Annotated in this window: 16 protein-coding genes; 9 read left to right on the top strand and 7 right to left on the bottom strand. The window is 37.7% G+C overall.

Going from position 1 to position 19,224, the window contains the following annotated elements; genetic code table 11:
• Positions 1–34: 34 nt before the first annotated feature.
• The 4 genes from SJPD1_RS09165 to SJPD1_RS09150 all read right to left on the bottom strand — a co-directional run bounded on the left by SJPD1_RS09165 (position 35) and on the right by SJPD1_RS09150 (position 3,734).
• Positions 35–1,111, bottom strand: a complete 1,077-nt coding sequence (locus SJPD1_RS09165) for a CNNM domain-containing protein (RefSeq protein ID WP_096046889.1) — start codon at positions 1,109–1,111, stop codon at positions 35–37.
• 112 nt (positions 1,112–1,223) lie between these two features.
• Positions 1,224–1,589, bottom strand: coding sequence for a methionine-R-sulfoxide reductase (locus SJPD1_RS09160; protein ID WP_096046888.1), 366 nt, complete (start codon positions 1,587–1,589; stop codon positions 1,224–1,226).
• 151 nt (positions 1,590–1,740) lie between these two features.
• Positions 1,741–2,406 (bottom strand): potassium channel family protein, encoded by a 666-nt coding sequence (locus SJPD1_RS09155; RefSeq protein ID WP_096046887.1) that lies wholly within the window; start codon positions 2,404–2,406, stop codon positions 1,741–1,743.
• Positions 2,403–3,734 (bottom strand): TrkH family potassium uptake protein, encoded by a 1,332-nt coding sequence (locus SJPD1_RS09150; RefSeq protein WP_096046886.1) that lies wholly within the window; start codon positions 3,732–3,734, stop codon positions 2,403–2,405. Before SJPD1_RS09150 ends, SJPD1_RS09155 begins: the two co-directional genes overlap by 4 nt.
• A gap of 195 nt (positions 3,735–3,929) precedes the next feature.
• On the opposite strand from SJPD1_RS09150, the gene SJPD1_RS09145 reads away from it, so the two are divergent.
• From SJPD1_RS09145 to SJPD1_RS09110, 8 genes are all read left to right on the top strand, one after another.
• Positions 3,930–5,936 carry a TonB-dependent receptor plug domain-containing protein gene (locus SJPD1_RS09145; protein WP_096046885.1) on the top strand — a complete coding sequence of 669 codons (2,007 nt, stop codon included), beginning with the start codon at positions 3,930–3,932 and terminating at the stop codon, positions 5,934–5,936.
• A complete protein-coding gene (locus SJPD1_RS09140) occupies positions 5,936–6,496 on the top strand; it encodes a hypothetical protein (protein ID WP_096046884.1) in 561 nt (186 codons plus the stop codon). The genes SJPD1_RS09145 and SJPD1_RS09140 overlap by 1 nt, the downstream gene beginning before the upstream one ends.
• Before the next feature lie 60 nt (positions 6,497–6,556).
• Complete coding sequence (locus tag SJPD1_RS09135) at positions 6,557–8,449, top strand: AMP-dependent synthetase/ligase (protein ID WP_096046883.1); 1,893 nt, start codon at positions 6,557–6,559, stop codon at positions 8,447–8,449.
• Positions 8,450–8,459: 10 nt separating this feature from the next.
• Positions 8,460–9,854 (top strand): MBL fold metallo-hydrolase RNA specificity domain-containing protein, encoded by a 1,395-nt coding sequence (locus SJPD1_RS09130; RefSeq protein ID WP_096046882.1) that lies wholly within the window; start codon positions 8,460–8,462, stop codon positions 9,852–9,854.
• A 125-nt stretch (positions 9,855–9,979) separates the two neighbouring features.
• Positions 9,980–12,883, top strand: coding sequence for a response regulator (locus SJPD1_RS09125; protein WP_096046881.1), 2,904 nt, complete (start codon positions 9,980–9,982; stop codon positions 12,881–12,883).
• Positions 12,876–13,892: an HD-GYP domain-containing protein gene (locus tag SJPD1_RS09120; protein ID WP_096046880.1), complete on the top strand. Its 1,017-nt coding sequence runs from the start codon at positions 12,876–12,878 to the stop codon at positions 13,890–13,892. The genes SJPD1_RS09125 and SJPD1_RS09120 overlap by 8 nt, the downstream gene beginning before the upstream one ends.
• A gap of 128 nt (positions 13,893–14,020) precedes the next feature.
• Positions 14,021–14,578 (top strand): substrate-binding periplasmic protein, encoded by a 558-nt coding sequence (locus SJPD1_RS09115; RefSeq protein ID WP_420855350.1) that lies wholly within the window; start codon positions 14,021–14,023, stop codon positions 14,576–14,578.
• 71 nt (positions 14,579–14,649) lie between these two features.
• Positions 14,650–14,931 carry a flagellar basal body rod C-terminal domain-containing protein gene (locus tag SJPD1_RS09110; protein WP_096046878.1) on the top strand — a complete coding sequence of 94 codons (282 nt, stop codon included), beginning with the start codon at positions 14,650–14,652 and terminating at the stop codon, positions 14,929–14,931.
• A 49-nt stretch (positions 14,932–14,980) separates the two neighbouring features.
• Here SJPD1_RS09110 and queA read toward each other — a convergent pair whose 3' ends face one another.
• The 3 genes from queA to tatB are packed head-to-tail and all read right to left on the bottom strand — an operon-like array spanning position 14,981 to position 17,190.
• Positions 14,981–15,949 carry a tRNA preQ1(34) S-adenosylmethionine ribosyltransferase-isomerase QueA gene (queA, locus tag SJPD1_RS09105; RefSeq protein WP_245391486.1) on the bottom strand — a complete coding sequence of 323 codons (969 nt, stop codon included), beginning with the start codon at positions 15,947–15,949 and terminating at the stop codon, positions 14,981–14,983.
• A gap of 54 nt (positions 15,950–16,003) precedes the next feature.
• Positions 16,004–16,765: a twin-arginine translocase subunit TatC gene (gene tatC, locus SJPD1_RS09100; protein WP_096046876.1), complete on the bottom strand. Its 762-nt coding sequence runs from the start codon at positions 16,763–16,765 to the stop codon at positions 16,004–16,006.
• Complete coding sequence (tatB, locus tag SJPD1_RS09095; RefSeq protein WP_096046875.1) at positions 16,765–17,190, bottom strand: Sec-independent protein translocase protein TatB; 426 nt, start codon at positions 17,188–17,190, stop codon at positions 16,765–16,767. The genes tatC and tatB overlap by 1 nt, the downstream gene beginning before the upstream one ends.
• A gap of 127 nt (positions 17,191–17,317) precedes the next feature.
• Here tatB and SJPD1_RS09090 point away from each other — a divergent pair, with 127 nt between their 5' ends.
• Positions 17,318–19,207 (top strand): putative bifunctional diguanylate cyclase/phosphodiesterase, encoded by a 1,890-nt coding sequence (locus tag SJPD1_RS09090; RefSeq protein ID WP_096046874.1) that lies wholly within the window; start codon positions 17,318–17,320, stop codon positions 19,205–19,207.
• Positions 19,208–19,224: the final 17 nt, after the last annotated feature.

Genomic DNA, 19,224 nt, shown 5'->3' with positions numbered 1-19,224 from the left:
TTACATGTAAAGCTCTTTTTATGCTTGGAACTGTTTAGTTAACCTTCGCTTTTTCGAGTTTTTTACGCTCGACTTTCATACGGTCTTGGAATTTTTTACTGCGGTCTTTTGCAAAGAGTTGCATGTCCTCTACTTCGTCCATTTCATCAACGATTTCAACACCCAAAAGCGTTTCAATGGCATCTTCAAGCGTGACAACACCTGCGGTTTGTCCGTAACTGTCAAACACCACAAAAAGATGGGTTTTACGTTTGATAAATTGGTCGATCAAGTTTGGAACAGGCAAATACTCAGAAACCATATGTACTTCATGGGCGATATCCGCAAGTGTTGTTTTATCGTGATCTTCCACACTCTCTTCCAAGATACGTTGGTTGAAAGCAATACCCACAACATCATCCAAAGTCTCACCAAAGACAGGAATACGTGAGTGAATATACATGCGATCATCTTCAATCGCAGTTTCAATAGTGGTTGTCGCAGGAAGTGCAAACACAACACTTCGTGGTGTCATAATATCTTTGGCTTTAATGTTTTTAAGTTTTAAAAGATTTTCGATCAGGTCACTTTCTTTACTAAGGATTGATCCCTCTTTCTCACCCATTGCAACGACTGCCATAATTTCATCACGCGAAAAATTGCCTTGGTGTTTTTTGTTTCTTGAGATATAGTTCGTCAAAAGTGATGAAATCCATGTAAATGGTGTACTGATGGTTACCAAAAACTCGATCATATAGGCTGAAGGGATCAAAAGTCTTTTCCAGTAAAGCGCACCAATGGTTTTGGGGATAATCTCTGAAACATACAAGATGAGAAGTGTTACAACAAAAGCCACTAAGGTTTGCCATTCCGCACCAAAGAGGATTTGTGTTTGAGCACCTACACCTGCTGCTCCCATCGTATGGGCAAAGGTATTGAAGGTTAAAATCGAAGAGATCGGTTTATCGATATTGGCTTTTAATCCTTTAATCATTGCAATAACGGTTTCATTGTTTTCTTTGGGGAGTGTTTCAATGTAAGAGTTTGTACTTGAGAGTAAAACTGCTTCTAAAACAGAACAGAGGAACGATACAGAAAGAGCAAGAGAAAGATAGACGATCAGAAGTGTCATAGAATAACTCCCCTGAGATTAACGAAATGAAAACTAACCGAGTCCGGTTCGCTTTGGGTCATACAGAATTCCTTTAAAATATTTTGTACGCTATTATAGCATAAACAAAAGACTACTTTATTACAGGCTCAAATGTAAGTGAGATAGAATTGACACAGTGACGGGTGTTTTTATGCGTGATTTTCTCACCTTCAAACACATGTCCTAAGTGCGCTCCACAGGCCTTACAGAGGATTTCAGTCCGTCTGCCATCACGGTCCGTTTCACGTCTTATAGCTCCTGGTATCTCATCATCAAAACTTGGCCAACCGCATCCTGAATTAAACTTGTCAGATGAGTTATAAAGCGGTGCATTGCACTGTTTGCAGTGGTAGATTCCTTGGGCATAAAAGTCGTTGTATTGCCCAGAAAATGGCATTTCTGTACCTTTATGAAGGATGACGCGTTCTTCCTCGGGCGTTAGAGAATAGTGTGTCATAAAAAATCCTTTATCCAGTGATGAAAAATTATGCACGAGAGTTTTTAAAAGAGCAAAAAAACCTCTTTACATGTAAAGGTTATAACTATTTTTGTGTAAGAATGTCTTTACATGTAAAGATTAGACGGTTAGTTATAGGTTATTTAAAAGTCTATTCACTTTCGGATTTAGTAAGATGTCTTAGTTTTTCAATAAAAGATTTTTTACCGATAAAAGAGAGCATATCATTTTCGCGAATTTTATAAGCTTTTTCAACATCAAAGGTCCAGTTATCTCTGGTTTTGCAGGCAATGAGATGGATCTCATTTTCAAACATGGCTTCAACTTCACTGACAGGCTTTCCAATCAGTGACTTTGTGACGAGAAACTTTGCAATTTTGATGGTACTGCTAAAATCAACTTGGTCAATGACAACGTTACCAACAAGGTTTTCAACGAGTTTTTTAGCGGATTCTCGCTCAGGATAAATAACTTTAAATGCTCCAAGCCTTGCTAAAATTTCGCCATGTGTCAGTGTGATGGCTTTGGCAATGATATTTTTATTATCCAACTCTTTCAGTGCCATAAGTGTTAAAATACTCGCTTCAATATTCTCACCAATACTAATAATAACCGTGTCAAGTCCCACAACACCCGCTTCTTGAAGAGCTTTTGTATCAGTACTGTCTAAAATAAGCGCATCTTGGATGTAGTCGCTAATCACTTGTATTTTATGTGGATCGTTGTCGATAGCAATGATGTCCATGCCTTGTTCCGCAAGTCCTTTAGCGATGTGAAAGCCAAATTTGCCAAGACCTATAACGGCGTAAGTTTTCATAATAAAATCCTTCCTTCAGGGTACTGTATGTGTTTAATTTTTTCTTTTCCTATGATGAGAAATCCAAAAGCGAAAATACCCATCCGTCCTATGAGCATTAACGCTATAATCATCGACTTACCAAACGTGCTAAATTTGTCTGAAAGGCTCAGTACATCACCATTTCCAACGGAAACACCTACCGTACAAAAGGCAGAAACCACTTCAAAAAGGGTTGCCATAAAATTCGTATGTTGTGTTTCTGTTAAGATGACGGTGGCTGTAATAGCGATAAAAGAAGCAACTAAAATGATGGCAGAAGAGCGGTTAATCACCTCTTGAGGAATGGTACGTTTAAAGGCATTGGGTTGTTGATTACTGATCTTAATCGTATGCAGTGTTGCGATGATCAAGACTGCAACCGTGGTAATTTTGATACCACCCGCCGTACTGCCTGCTCCTCCACCGATCATCATATAAATGGTAGAACAAAAGAGTGAGGCGTCACTTAGCTGTGAAAGATCCAAGCTATTAAATCCTGAAGTTCTAAAGTTGACAGAGAGAAAAAAGCTGTTAAGAACGCTGTGGTAGAGTGACATATGACCAAAAATAGCTTTGTTGTCCCATTCAATCGCTAAAAAGAGCAGTGTACCTGAAACGATAAGAATGAGTGTACCCACAAGGGTTATTTTCGTATGAGCCGAGAGCATAAAGCGTTTATGGGTTGCTTTGGCATGAAGTTCAACCAGTACCAAGTAGCCAACGCCTCCCAAAATGATCAAAAATCCAACGGTGACTAAAACGGTAAAATCCGTTTGATAGCCTACAAGGTTGTCTCTAAACATGGAAAAACCAGCGTTATTAAAGGCGGCTACCGAGTGAAAGATACCTTGCCAGATAGCTTTATTTAGTGGCATATGTGTGGCAAAACGCAGTGTTAATATAAATGCGCCGATAGATTCAATAATCAGTGTAAAGAGAAAGACTTTTTGAAGAAAATTTTGAATGTCGAGATTTGTTGAGTAGTTTAGAGAATCTTTCGCCATATTTTTTTCATGGATGGTAAGATTTCGTTTCATAAATAAGAAGAAGAGGGTAACAATACTCATGTACCCAACACCGCCCACTTGCATTAGGATTAAGATAACAAATTGCCCAAAAAAAGTAAATGCTTCGGGAGTATTTTTGACGATAAGACCTGTCACACATGTTGCGGATGTCGAGGTGAAAAAAGCATCGATAAACTGTAATTTTCCTACATGGGCAAAGGGCAACATTAATAAAATAGCACCGATAAAAACAACCGCAAGATAACTAAAAAAGATAATCCGTAAGGTCTTTTGATTCATTCATTTCCTTTGAGACGATGCTTCTAAAGTAAGAAACTTTACAAACATTTACAACAAACTATTGTATCAAATTTATGCACGTCTTGATAAAATTTCATCGTTTACATGTAAAAAAGTGTGTAAGGCAAAAGGTGGAAATTATTAAAAAAGAGACTTTTTAGATAAAATTGTTTTTCCAAATTTTAAGGAGAATAAATGAAAAATCTGAAAGGATTTAGAGGAAAGTATTTTAGCCTTGCGGCAATACTTGCTTTAAATGCTACACTCTCTTTGGCAAGTGATGTTCAAAGTGTTGTAGATACTGAAAAGCAACTGTATACGCCAAAAGCGGAAGCCTCCTCTGAAACAACAGACGTGCTTGAAGAAAGTAGCGCACCTGTTGTAGTGATCTCAAAGAAGATCAAAGAGAAAAAGTCTGAAGTTTACACCGCTTCCAAATCATTGGTAAGTGCTACCAATGTAACCGATAATGTCAGCATTATCACCTCTGAAGAACTCTCCCTCAAAGGTATTACGACTGTTGTTGACGCACTCAATACCATTCCAGGTGTCAGCTTTGCCTCCAATGGTGGCCTTGGTAAATCAACCGCTGTTATGATGCAAGGGATGTCCAATCAATATACGCTCGTGATGGTTGATGGTGTACGTTACAACGATCCTAGTGCACTTTTAGGTGACGCCGATTTGAGCCATTTATTGGTCGGTGATATTGAACGTATCGAAGTGATTAAAGGTGCGCAAAGTGGTGTTTGGGGCGCTGATGCCGCTGCTGGTGTGATTAATATTATTACTAAAAATCCACAAGTCGGAACCCATGGAACTGCGGGTGTGGAGTTTGGAAGTTACGGTCGAAGAAGTGCCAACACGTCGATTTCTCATAAAACGGATACATTTGATGTCATGCTCTCTGTGCAACGTGTCACTGAAGATGGCTTTACGACGTATGCGCCTAGAGGCGAAAATATAGATCAATACGAAAACGATGGTTATCGCAATACCACAGTGAATCTCAAAGCGGGATATTGGATTGATGCGTATAATCGCATTGAGGCGGGATACCACGATATTAATTCACTCAGTAGCTACGATGATTTTGGTTTTCCCAATAGTTCTCAGCACAGTGATGCGCATATCCAATCTGGCTATTTAACGTATAAATATTTTACATCCAATCATGCCATTGAAACAACACTCTCCCAAAGCTCCTTTCATAGAAAAGAGCTCAATGCTTCCTATACAGGCGACTTAAACGATTATCAAGGGAAAGTACCCTCTATTGAGCTTAAAGATACATGGAAATACTATGACAATAGCGCTTTAGTGTTTGGAACTTCTTATGAAAAGCGAGAGTTGACCTATACCGCGATTGGCGATAGTGAAAAAGAACATAATGAACACTCCAAAGCACTGTATATGAATAACACCAACAAAGTTGGTAACGTCATCCTCACCGAAGCCTTGCGTTACGATAGCTTTAGTGCGTTTGATGACAAAGTTACGGGCAAAATCGGTGCAAAATATCTCTTTAGCGATCAATTTAATATCTATACAAATTATGGTACCGCCTATAAATCCCCTTCGATGTTTGAAATGATTTATCCTTGGGCAAGTTATGGTATGAGTAATTTTGATCTCAAACCAGAAAACATTAAAAGCTTTAACATCGGCCTGCAATATGCAGGATTCAATATGAATATTTTTAGAAACGAAATTGAAGATATGATTGATGCACAGTATGATGCATCAACGTATAAATACCAATATGTGAATCTCAATGGAACATCGGTTATGAAAGGAATCGAGTTATCGTATGAACAACAACTCCTTCAATCATTACTCATGGGCGCAAATTACACCTATGTCGATGCCAAAGGTGAAGATGGTGAGAGACTTAAAAAACGTCCTCGTTATCAAAGTAGTTTGTATGCAACGTATATGCCAACAAATAAATTGACCTTTAATGTGAATGGTACCTATATTGGTTCGCGAGCTGATGTCTCATTTGACCCAATAACGTACGCTCAAAAAGATGAAGAAACCGGTAATTATTTTGTAGCAAGTGCCAAAGCGAGCTATCAGATTGATAAAACATGGAATGTTTATCTCAAAGCCAATAACCTCTTTGATCGTTATTATCAAACGGTTTACGGGTATGCCTCTGCTGGGCGTAGTGTTTATGCCGGTGCGGAAGCGAGATTTTAATGAAATTAGCCCTACGTCCTTACCTGTGGTATAAACTGCTCAATTCTCTCTTTTTTGGGCTTGCGGTAGGAAGTGTTTTTGTGCTGTATACACCGCTTGAGCCTTCCGTATTTTCACTCGGAGGTATTGGGCTTGCCATTGGTTTGCTCTTAGTGGCGAAAGGGTACGAGAAGATGATGAATCTTCTCGTCTTTTACCGCATTACTCTTTTCGTGGAACTGTTGACATTCCTTATGATTGTCAGTTTTCTTGTTTTTCAATACAACTATAGTGATGTGTTATTTATCTATATTGCATACCAAGTAACCTTTGTTTTTGGCAATTATCTGATGCGTATGGAAACCCTCGCTCTTAAACGCACACTCTTACTCTCCTTTGCCGATGTCATTAAGCAAAAAGGCTATCTTGCGGGAATGGTCATCTCTTACTTTTTTTATAAGGTGGTCGAATTTTTTGGCATTGTCAACAAGGAAACTCAAGTCTATTATTTACATGCATTGCTTTTGGTTGTTCAAATTGTAATTCTTTGGTATGTTTTCAGGTCTTTTCGTACAAGATAAGCTTCTCTTTCAGGAATAATGATTACAATAAAAGTTAATTTGAATTGTTAAGGATTGTGCTTGCATCGTGAAGAAAACACGTTGTTTCATATGTTTGTCAAGACCTATGAGCAGTATAAAGAGAGAAAAGCCTTTATTTATAAGGTGACAGATAACGAGTTTGAAGTTACCTATGAAAAATTATTTGAGGATGTTTTAGTCCTTTCGCGTGCTTTTAAAAGCAAAAAGATAGGTAAAGGCTCAAAAGTGATGTTTTTATGTGACAATCGCTATGAGTGGATGGTCACTGACTTTGCACTCATCTCTTTGGGTGCGATTAGTATTCCAAGAGGATGTGATACTCCAACACAAGAGCTGGAATTTATTCTCGAGCATTCGGGTGCAGAGTTTTTGATTATTGAAAATGAGCAGGTCTATACAAGACATGAAACAATGCTCAATACTCTTAAACTTAAAGCGATTTTTATTCTTGAAGCACCCAAGGTTCACTCTTTATTGACCAATCTCTATTCTTATCACGATCTGTTAAAAGATAGAACAATTCATGCAGATGAAATTGAATCTTTTTGTGCGAGAAAAGCGCTTTTGGATGAAGAAGATATTGTGACATTGATTTATACATCTGGAACAACGGGTATTCCCAAAGGTGTCATTATCACCCACAAAAACATTATGTACAATGTCGAAGAATTGCCTCCACTCATTGCCCTTGAGTGTGATGATGTTTGGGTTTCGATTCTCCCTTCATGGCATATTTTTGAACGGGCCGCCGAGTATCTTTCAATCGCAAAAGGGAGCTGTACGGTTTATTCGACCATTAAAACATTTGCAGCTGATTTAGAACAGTATAAACCAACGATTGTGGCTACAGTTCCTAGACTATGGGAGTCTATGTACACAAAGATTAACACGGCTTTAGAAAAAAAAGATCCTAAGAAAGCGAAACTTTTTAATAAACTGGTTGCAATTTCAGCGGCGTATAAACGAGCAGATCGTGTTTTAAAAGACGAATTACCCTGTTTTAAAAAGCGCTCCATCCTCTTTACATGTAAAGACAAAACCATTGCCTTTTTCAAACGTTTAGTGCTGAGCCCATTCAATGCATTTGCTCAGAAAAAATTAGCACTTGTGCAGGAAAAATTTGGAGGAAGACTTCGTTTGGCCGTGAGCGGAGGCGGAGCACTTCCTGATTTTTTAGATACATGGATTGATGCGATTGGCATTCGTATTGTCAATGCCTATGGTATGACAGAGTGTGCGCCAACGATTGCAGGACGTGCGTTGCAGTGCAATACATTTTCAACATTGGGCTTGCCTGTGCGCGGTACAACACTTGTGGTTGTTGACAAAGAAGGTGAACTGGTCGGTGCAGGTGAAATTGGGGAAATTTGGGTCAAAGGTGAGCAAGTCATGCAAGGCTACTACCATAACCCCGAAGAAAATGCTAAAAGTTTTAGTGAAGATGGCTTTTTTAAAACAGGTGATCTTGGAAAATTGACCATCAAAGGTGAGCTGGTTATTACGGGTCGTTCTAAAGAGATGATCGTGCTTGCAAGTGGTGAAAATGTCGATCCAAGCCGTATTGAATCAACGATAGCCATGTTGCCTTTTATTACGGATGCTATTTTAGTAGGTCACACAAAAAAAGGGTTAGGTGCACTGATTGTGCCTGATTTTGAAAAATTGAAAGAGTATGTAGCATTTCATTTTGATAAAGTGGTCTATAATATCGAACAGGTTATGGAAGATAAACAGATTGTTGCTAAAATCAAAAGTGAGATGAACGATCTTTTGCATCAAGGGCAGGGGTTTAAACCTTTTGAAAAGCTCCAAAATATTCATTTCTTAGACCAAGAGTTCAAAGTAGGTGAAGAGTTAACCAATACGTTCAAAAAGAAACGTCACGTCATAGAAAAAAAATACAAAGAGATTATCGACAAATTTATACACTAAAGGAATTATTATGGCAAATGTCACATCGTATGGTGCAGCATCAATGGTTACAGGTTCATGTCACTTATTGGAAGTTGATTCACTCAAGATTTTGATAGATTGTGGAATGATTCAAGGTGAAAGTTGGCATGACAATTATAAGCTTTTTCCATTTGATCCTACTTTGATTGATTATTTGGTTTTAACGCATGCGCATATTGATCATATTGGGCGTGTCCCAAAACTGGTTAAAGAAGGATTTCATGGCGAGATTATTGCGACCGATGCAACGCTGGATATTGCGTATATTATGCTTTTGGATAGTGCTGGTTTGCTTGAAGAAGAGTACCAAACATTGCTGAGAAAAGCGCTTCGACGAGGCGATGAAAACAGTGTGCAAGAGCCACTTTATACGAAAGAACATGTGGAACAAGTCTTTACAAAAAAACTTCGTCGCGTTGAATATGATGAAACTATTAAGCTCACCCCTTCGGTAAAACTGTGCCTTCATAATGCAGGTCATATTATGGGAAGTGCCTTTGTTGAGGTCAAATATGAAGAAGACACCTTACATAAAAGTGTTGTTTTTTCAGGCGATTTGGGAAGCAAAAACCGTCTGCTTCTCAATAATCTCAGCCCAATTAAACATGCGGATGCGCTTTTTGTGGAATCAACGTATGGTGATAGAGAGCATAAAGTGCTAGAAGAGAGTATTAAAGAGTTTAAAGAGGCGATCATTCAGACGATTGATGCCGGTGGAAACGTTGTCATCCCTTCTTTTGCATTGGAGCGAACACAAGAGATTTTATGGTTATTGCATCAAATGCACCAAGAGGGATCGTTGCATAACTGCCATGTATTTTTAGACAGTCCTCTTGCCATTGAAGCAACGAAAATCTATAAAAAATACCCTGCTGAATTGAATAAAACATTAGGCTTGCGTGTCAGTTTAGGGGATGATCCTTTTGATTTTCCAGAGCTTCAATATACGCTCCGTAAAAAAGATTCGATGGAAATTAATGATGTGGAAAAACGCGCTATCATTATTGCAGGAAGTGGCATGTGCAATGGTGGAAGGGTTGTTCACCATCTTAAACAACGCATCTGGAATCCCAAAAATGCTATTGTTTTTGTCGGATTTCAAGTTCATGGGACATTGGGACGTAACATCGTTGATGGGGAAGAGTTTGTTCGCATTTATGGAGAAGATATCAAAGTACGTGCAAAAGTTTATACGATTAATGGATTTTCAGCGCACGCAGACCGTGTGGATATATTGGCTTGGATCAAACAAATCTCAGGGCTCAATCTTATCTATTTAATTCATGGTGAAACCGATAAACAAGAGCTCTTTAAAGCCTATTTACATGAAAATATTGACACTAAAGTACATATTGTGAAAAAAGCAGAGCGTATGCATCTCTGAAAATTGACACGCAAGCTTTTAAAATGCTATAGTTTATCCAATATAGTTTATTGCTCAGAGCTTTCTTCTGTTCTTTAGTGCTATTTTGGCTTGATAAAAAAGTCTTATGAAAAGAGTCTTGACGTATGATTAGAGCAATGTTGTATCGTGTCTCCTTATTACAGGCATTGGCGGTGATGATTGTTATCTCACTGCTATTGCCCCTACCGCTTTTGATGCTGACATATGCCAATAGCACTTACCAAAACAAACAAGAAGAGTTTACAACACTCAATACTAAAAAATTTAATCTCTCTTCTGCTATTTTTGTCGAGTCTTTGTGGAATTTTTATCCTGAACTTGGACAAAAGATGCTCGATCAACTCCTTCTTGATCCAAAGTTACAATTTGTTCATGTTGATGATAGCGATGGCAAACTTTTCTTAGGTTGGGAAAATAAGAATAAGAGTGGAAATGACAATATATTTTTACTACGCAAAGTACTGGAAAAAGATAATATTGTCGTAGGCAGTTTAGAAATGGGATTTATTCGTGAAGACCTCATTGCTTCTATTATGTCCGATATGTCACTCTTTGGCTATATCCTCTTTTTACAAATCTTCTTTTTAGTCGTGTTAATCTCTTGGATTTACTACTATAAAATTATTAAACCAATTAGACGCTTAGTTGAACACTCCACTCTTTTAGCCCATCAAAAACTTGATGAGCCTTTCCTCTGGGATGAAAATGACGAAATAGGAACGCTTGGTTTTGCGCTTGAGAAAACAAGAATTCAGCTTAAAAGCTTGTTTGACTCTTTAAAACATGAAAATGAGATACTCGATGAGAAGGTCAAACAACGAACCAAAGAACTTGAAGATGCCAGTCGGTACAAGTCTGAATTCTTAGCCAACATGAGCCATGAGATTCGAACACCTATGAATGCTATCATGGGGATGTCACATCTTATGCGTAAAACTGCTATGAATAGCACACAATTAAGCTATGTCACTAAGATTAAAGAGGCCTCTTCTGTGTTGCTTCGCATCATCAATGATGTTTTGGATTTTTCTAAAATCGAAGCAGGTAAGATGGAAGTTGAATCGGTTGCATTTGATTTGCATAAAGAGCTTAAAAAAAGCTGCTCAATTTTTTCCGTTCTTGCTAAAGAGAAAGGAATTGGTTTTCAATGTGATTTTGTAGAGAGCAATCGCTTTTTTAAAGGCGATCCATGCAAAATTATGCAAATTGTCAATAATTTTTTAAGCAATGCTATTAAGTTTACGAAAGAGGGCGCTGTCATTTTAAGCGTACACGAAAAGGTCAATGATGATACGACTTCAACCTTGACTTTTCATGTCAAAGACAGTGGACTTGGAATTGCAAAAGAGAAACAATCACTTCTTTTTAAAGCCTTTGGACAACTGGATGCTTCCGTTACGCGCAAACATGGAGGTACAGGTCTAGGACTTTATATCTGTAATCAACTTGCTTCCATGATGCATGGCTATATCACGCTGGAAAGTGAGGAAGGAAGAGGGAGTCTTTTTAGTTTTACCATTAATCTATCCCTTGCAAAAGGGCTTGATCTGCAGCATGAAAATAATGCAGCCAATGCCTATGAGCCACTGCGTATTTTACTGATCATTGATCAGAAAAAAGAGAGTGATATGCTGTGTGATTTTATTCGTTCATTTGGCTTTTTTGTCACTGTTCAAAAAAGTAGTGATGATGTTGTTTCGCAGATTAAAACCATCGATAAACCGCATCAGCTCATCATTCTTGATTATGAACTATCAAAAGGTATGAATGGAGTCTCTTATTATGAGCAATTACTTCAACAGGTCGCTTTAGTGGATATGCCTCCTGTTTTGATGCTTGCAACCAATAATGATGCCGAGATTAAAAACCGTATTTACGGTGCTGGAATCAAATCTTGTTTGAAAAAACCGATTAATCCTTCAATGCTTTACGATGAACTTGTTGCTTTATCGGCAGGAAGCTCTCAAACATCCCTGTTCGATCCTTCAAAGATTGATCTTTCTCAAAAACGTATTTTGGTTGTGGAAGATAATGATATTAACCTTGAAGTTGCAACCTATTTGCTCAAAGAAACCCATGCTAAAGTTGAAATCGCACGTAATGGATTAGAAGCTGTTGAAATAATTCAAGAACAGATCCATCCATTTGATCTTATCTTGATGGATGTTCAGATGCCTTTGATGGATGGGTATGAAGCTACACGCATTATTCGAAAAGAACTTAATATTTTAACGCCTATTGTGGCTATGACGGCTAATGTGATGGTACAAGATATTGAAAAGTGTATTCAATCGGGTATGGATGCACACATTGGTAAACCTTTTGATGTTGAAGACTTTTATGGCACACTTTTAGAGGTTTTACATGTAAGCCTTTCCATTGCGCCTAAACAGCAAGTCAATACTCAAAAACGTGTGAAATTACATTTTAATAAAAAAGAGGCCATCAAAAAATTAGGTGGTAATGAAGCACTATGGCAAAAGCTTTTTTGCAGTTTCTATGAGACCTATCTTCTCCTTCCCGAAAAGCTTCATGAATTCATCAAAAAACAAGAGTCAGCAACTCTTCTTGACTATGTACACACGGTCAAAGGACTTTGTGGTACGATAGGCGTTTCTCTTCTTGAAGAGACATTGCGTCTTTTTGAAAAATCTTTAAAAGAGAACACAAGTATTCAAGACAATCTACTGGAAGCTGTTTTAAATGAGCATCACTCTTTGTTAACGACACTGCGAGATGAGTATAATGGAATCGATCCTACAATGTATCAAATGTTACATGCACAATCTTCAGAATATTCTTTAGAAGGATCACTCAAAGAGCTTAAAGACGCCCTTGAAATATCAAATGTATCAAAAATAAATCTTCTAGTAGAGCAATTGTCTTCAGTTGAGATACTGCGCGAACATGAAGTTTTTAAAATGCTACTTCTTGCGTGTAAATCTTTTGATTTTGAAGCAGCATTAGAACATTTAGCACGTGTAAACGAGGAGATAACGTATGGCTAAAATTTTGGTGATTGAAGATACTCCTGAATATATTGAAATGCTGAGTTCTTTACTGAATGAATATGAAGTCTATGCTGCAAAAGAGGGTAAAAAAGGGATTTTACTAGCTGAAACTGTCCTTCCTGATTTAATTTTATTGGATATTAATATGCCTTTGATGACAGGGTATGAAGTATGCCGTAGATTGAAGCTCAATGAAAAAACACATGCGATTCCTGTCATTTTTCTCACTGCGAATGATGGGAGCGATTTTGAAGAGATTGGGTTTAATTTAGGTGCTGTTGATTTTATTTCAAAGCCTTTTCATGCAAAGGTCTTAAAAGCAAGAGTTAAAACACATATAGCATTGTATCAACTCCAATCTCATTTGCAAGAAGAAGTCAATGATAAAACGGAAGAAGTACGTAAACTTAATCATGAAATGACATATCTTGCAGCTTCCATTGCGGAGCTTAAATCTAAAGAGACCGGTCAACATTTGAGACGTGTAGCAGAATTTTGTTATCTTTTGTGTAAATTTTTAGGTCATGATGAAGCAGAGTGTGAAAAGATTAAAATGGCATCTGTGTTGCATGATATAGGTAAAGTTGGCATCAGTGATGAAATTCTCAATAAACCTTCAAAACTGGATACTACAGAGTGGGAAATGATGCAAAGCCATTCTCTATTGGGGCATACGATGTTAGTTGACTCTGAATTTGCACTCATGCAATTAGCGGCAACCATTGCGCTTGAACATCATGAGCGTTGGGATGGAAAAGGGTACCCTTATGGTAAAAAAGGTGAAGATATCTCTTTAGTTGGGCGTATTTGTGCAGTGGCGGATGTCTTTGATTCCCTTTTAGATAGACGTGTCTACAAAGAGCCTTGGGAAGAAAAGGCGGTTAAAGACTATTTTGTGATGATGTCAGGTTCTCAGTTTGATCCCGATATTGCCAATATTTTGCTTGAAAATTTTGATATGTTTATTTATACTTGGAAATCACTCAACCGACCTAAAGATAAGTAATGAAATCTTTTTTTCTCTTATTCCTTTTATGTTTTTCTTTGTCTGCCGAGGTTTTTAAAGTCTATACAGAACAAAATCCCCCTTATAATTTTTTAGAAAATGGAAAGGTTAAGGGTCAAGCAACTCTTTTGTTAGAACAATTATTTCAAAAAAGTGGCCATACAATTTTTGAAAACAACATTTACCTTTTACCTTGGACGATTGGTTATCATGAAGTTTTAAATAAAAAAAATACGATGATCTACAGTATGGCTCGTATCCATGAGCGTGAAGCTTTGTTTCAATGGGTTGGTCCTATTGGAAAAATGACATTGGGAGTTATTGCCAAAAAAAGTAAACATATGATTATCGCATCACCTGATGCCTTACATAGCTATAAAATTGCCACCATCCCAGGTACTTCAACTGAAAAAGCTTTATTTGATATTGGTTTTCGTGCTGAAGAATTGGATCGTTTTGCCAATCTCACTTCTCAGTTAAAAAAGCTTAAGGAAAACCGTGTCGATGCCATTGCTTTTGGTGTTGAGGCAGTATGGCAACTTCTCCAAGAAATGGGAAATGATCTCTCCGAATATGAAGTTGTTTATGTTCTCAAAGAGAGCGATTTGTATTTTGCCTTTTCAAAAGAGACCAATGCAAAATTGATCGCAGAGCTGAATGAGACACTCAAAACCCTTCTAAAATAGATCGATTATTTTCTTTATTTTCCCTTCAAGCGAAGTAGAGTATAGTTGCATAAAGAGAGGAAGGAGTCAGCATGCAAATTAATTCTACTGCCATGACAGCAATGTCAAACTGGATGAACAACAGTGCACAAAATGTTGCGAATGTAAACACAGACAATTATAATGCAACGCAAACAACGATTACCAATCAAAATGATGCCATTGTCGCACAAAGCAGTCAATCAACCAACGGCACTGATTTAACAACAGAATTTACCGATCAAATCGCTATTGATAAAAGTTTTAAAGCGAATGTTGAAACGATTAAAACTCAAAATGAGATGCTTGGAAGCCTCCTCGATATGAAAGCATAATCTTCAAAAATACATTTGCATTTTTTCTTACATGTAAAAAAGTTAAAGTTCAGAGAATAAGCATCGCATCGCCGTAAGAGAAGAAACGATACTTCTTTTTGACAGCTTCTTCATAAAGTTCCAGTGTTTTCTCAATGCCAACAAAAGAAGCGACCAACATGATCAGTGTTGATTTGGGGAGATGAAAATTCGTTAAAAGATGATTGACGCGAATAGGGGGATTTTGAGGATGCAAAAAGAGGTCGCATTTTCCCACTGGCACTTTGGTTCTAGCAAAATACTCTACTGTTCGTGTGACCGTTGTCCCAACGGCTAAGATGTTTTTGGGACTTTCAATGAGTTTACATGTAAGCGAAGGAATGGCATAAATCTCAGAGTGCATGACATGATCTTTGATGTGTTCCGCTTCGACGGGTTTAAAGGTTCCTGCTCCTACATGTAAGGTTAAAAAATGGGTTTCGTAACGCTTTTTTAACGCTTTAAACATTGCATCGGTGAAGTGCAATGAAGCGGTTGGTGCGGCAACCGCACCTTGCTCTTTAGCAAAAACTGTTTGGTAATCCACACTGTCTTCATTGGTATCTTCTCGTTTGATGTACGGAGGCAATGGAATATGTCCAATTTTTTCGAGTACATCAAAGAGCGCTTTGGTATGTAAAGCTTTGCCTTCTTGAAAAAATGCAACCACACGGGTACCATCCTCTTTGAGTTCGATAATTTTTGCGTGCATATGTTCATCAAAAAAAAGTTCGGTTCCTGCTTTAACACGACCTCTGATGTAAACAGAGTAGCAATTTTCTTGTAGTGGGGCATTGAGAAGCACTTCGATTTCACCGCCACTCTCTTTTTTGCCAAAAATACGTGCCTTAATGACCTTCGTGTCATTAAGAAGCACAGCAATGTCTGCGGGTAAAAAGTCAAAAAGATGCTTGAAAAGTGTGTGCGTGATGCGACCAGTTTTTCGATCAAACACCAAAAGCCTCGCCTCATCTCTGGGTTCAACCGGATGTGTGGCGATAAGCTCTGGTGGAAGTGTGTAGTCGTAAGTCGATTTTAAAAGCGGGTCTATGGTCTATTCCTCGCTTTTTGTTTCTTCATCATCTTCAGTTTCATCAATTTCTGGTGGAATGTACGGATTTACCGCTTTAGCGACCAAAATAGAGATACCATAAAGAATAAGCAGAGGGGCTGCCATTAAAAATTGTGACAAAATATCAGGAGGAGTTAAAATACCTGCAACGATAAAGATAATAATAATGGCATAGCGAAAGAACTCTTTGAGCCCTTTATCATCGACAAGCCCCAATTTTGCAAAGAAAAAGATGACAACAGGCATTTCAAAAGAGAGTCCAAATCCCACTAAGAATTTGGTGAAAAAACCAACGTATTCGCCGATGCTAGGAAGCGCAGTAAACAAAGCACTACCAAAAGCAATTAAAAAACCAAAAGCGAGTGGAACAACAACGTAATAACAAAACGAAGCACCCATCGTAAACATCAAAGTGGCAGCTGCTACAAAAGGCACAACCAGTTTTTTTTCATTCTCATAAAGACCCGGGGCAACAAAAAGCCAAAATTGCCAAAAGATAACGGGCAATGAGAGAATAAATCCTGCAAAAAAAGCAACTTTCATTGCGGTGAAAAAAGGTTCTTGTACGCCTGTGAAAATGACATTACTTCCTTCAGGAAGAACCGCTTTAAGAGGAGCGATCATCCATGCAAGGATGGGTTGCCAAAAGGCAAAGCAGACAATAAACATTACTAAAATAACCAGTAAGGAGATCGAAAGTCTTTTACGAAGTTCAGCTAAATGGGGTTTTAACTCATCAAACATTATGCATTTACCTCTTTCTTGATCTCTTTAGGGGTTTCTTCAACAATCACAGGTTGCTGTGGAGTGACGGGAGTGGCAGAAGATTCAAGCGAAGCACTCTCTTTGACACTATTTTCAAGCTCTTTTAACGAGTCATTGACGCCTTGTGTCGTTTTTTTAATCTCTTCAAGCTCATCAAATGTGATCACTTTACGAGCACTTGCCGTTGCTTCATCTAGTTTTTTCTTATAGGTGATTGCTTCTTCTTTAAGCTCTTGAATTTTCATCTCTTGTTCAAAGGTACTTTTGACGTCATTGATGCTGGTTTTCAGTGTTTTAAAAAATTTTGCACCTTTGACCATTGCCTCTGGAAGTTTTTCTGGACCTAAAAATATAATCGCAATAATTACAATAACAAGGATTTCTCCTATACCCATACCGAACATGAAAGGTACCGCCTCACAGTTAATTTGAAGCTTGGATTTTATCTGAATTTATATCAAAATACCATAAATATCTATTATCCTATTGTATAATAGATCAAGAGAAATTTCAGAAAGAGCGAGCAAACCTATGTTGTTTAACATGAACCCTTTACGTATTGTGATTATTTATGCTCTTTTTTCTGTGTTGTGGATCTATTTTTCAGATCATGCAGTAGAGTATTTTGTTACTAATACCACGCTCTTTGCAACACTCTCAACCTATAAAGGTTTCTTTTTTGTTTTCATCACATCAGTGCTGCTTTATAGTTTGATTAAAACAAAAATTCTTCAAATTGAATCCATGCAAAAAAAACTTAAAGAAAATGAACAACGTTTGGAGCATGTTATTCAAGGTGCCAATTTAGGGTATTGGGATTGGGATTATGTCCATCATACCCATATTGTCAATGATATATGGCTCTCTTTTTTAGGCTTAAAACGAGAAGATATTGATGACATAGATACGGATTGGTCAAATCGAATTCATCCTGATGATCAAATGATTGCAAATAATGCTATTGAAAATACCATTCGAAATAATAAGCCTTATGTTATAGAGTTTCGTATGCGTCATCAAAATGGACATTGGGTTTGGATAGAAGGCTCAGGTGCTGTTGTAGAACGCGATAAAATGGGTGCTGCATTAAGACTCGCTGGAACGCATCGTGACATTAGTGATCGTAAAAATGCACAACAAGAGGTGCTTTTTTTAGCTCTAAATGATCCTTTGACAAAACTGCCAAATCGTGTTTTTTTGAAACAAGAGCTTGAAAAACGTTTAGTCAATGAGCCTGCATTATCTTTTATATTTCTAGATTTGGATCGTTTTAAAACGATCAATGATATGTATGGTCACACATTAGGTGATAAAGTTATTCAATTAGTGGCTGAACGCTTTTTATCGTGTTTATCTGAAACTGATTTTATGTCCCGTGTAGGTGGCGATGAATTTGTTATTTTGACAAATGGCCATTTACATGTAGAAGCATTGTGTGAAAAATTAGCCAATAGTTTGACTGTTCCCCTTGACGTTGCTATAGAACATTTCAAGGTGACTACAAGCATGGGTGTAGCGTGTTGTCCACAAGATGGTAAGAGTTTTGAGTCCCTCTTGAAAAATGCAGATACCGCGATGTACGAAGCTAAAAAAATGAGTAGCAAAAAATGTTATGCCTTTTATACATCTTCTATGACAGAACACCTTTTAAATGTTTCCAAGTTAGATAATGACCTAAAAGAAGCGATTGATAATGACGAATTGATTGTTTGTTTTCAACCTGAAGTCAATCTTTATACAAACAAAATTACAGGTCTTGAAGCACTTGTTCGGTGGCAACATCCTATTAATGGCATGATGATGCCAGATAGTTTTATTGCAAGAGCAGAAGAGACAAGATTGATCATTCCCCTTGGATTATTGATTTTTAAAAAAGTGTTAGAACAGTTGAACACATGGTCTCAACAAAATTTATTTGAGGATGTCATTGTTGCTATCAATATTTCCAGTGTACAAATCGAAGAAGATGATTTTGTTGAGAAAATTGAAGCAATACGTGAGAATGTTGGCGTGAGTGCTTTAACCATAGAGCTCGAAGTAACCGAGAGTTGCTTTATGAGCAATCCTAAACAATTTGCTATAACGTTACAAAAACTTGAAAATTTGGGCTACAAAATTTCAATTGATGATTTTGGTACAGGGTATTCGTCTCTCAGTTACCTCAAACAGCTACCGTTGCATAAGCTTAAAATTGATCGTTCTTTTATCAAAGATTTACCAGAAGCCAAGGATGATCAAGCTATTGCTAAAGCGATTATTGCTTTGGGTAAAACACTTGAACTTGAAGTATTGGCAGAAGGCGTTGAAACACAAGCGCAAAAAGCCTTTCTCATTGAAAATGGATGCGACAGCATGCAAGGCTTTCTGTTTGCAAAACCCATGAGCGCGGAAGCTTGGGAAACCTCTTTAGATCAAAACTAACTTTTAGCTCCCTTTGT

Origin of the sequence: Sulfurospirillum diekertiae (assembly GCF_002309535.1) — a bacterium.
Taxonomy (GTDB): Bacteria; Campylobacterota; Campylobacteria; order Campylobacterales; family Sulfurospirillaceae; genus Sulfurospirillum; species Sulfurospirillum diekertiae.
This window is presented reverse-complemented; position numbering and strand designations above follow the sequence as displayed.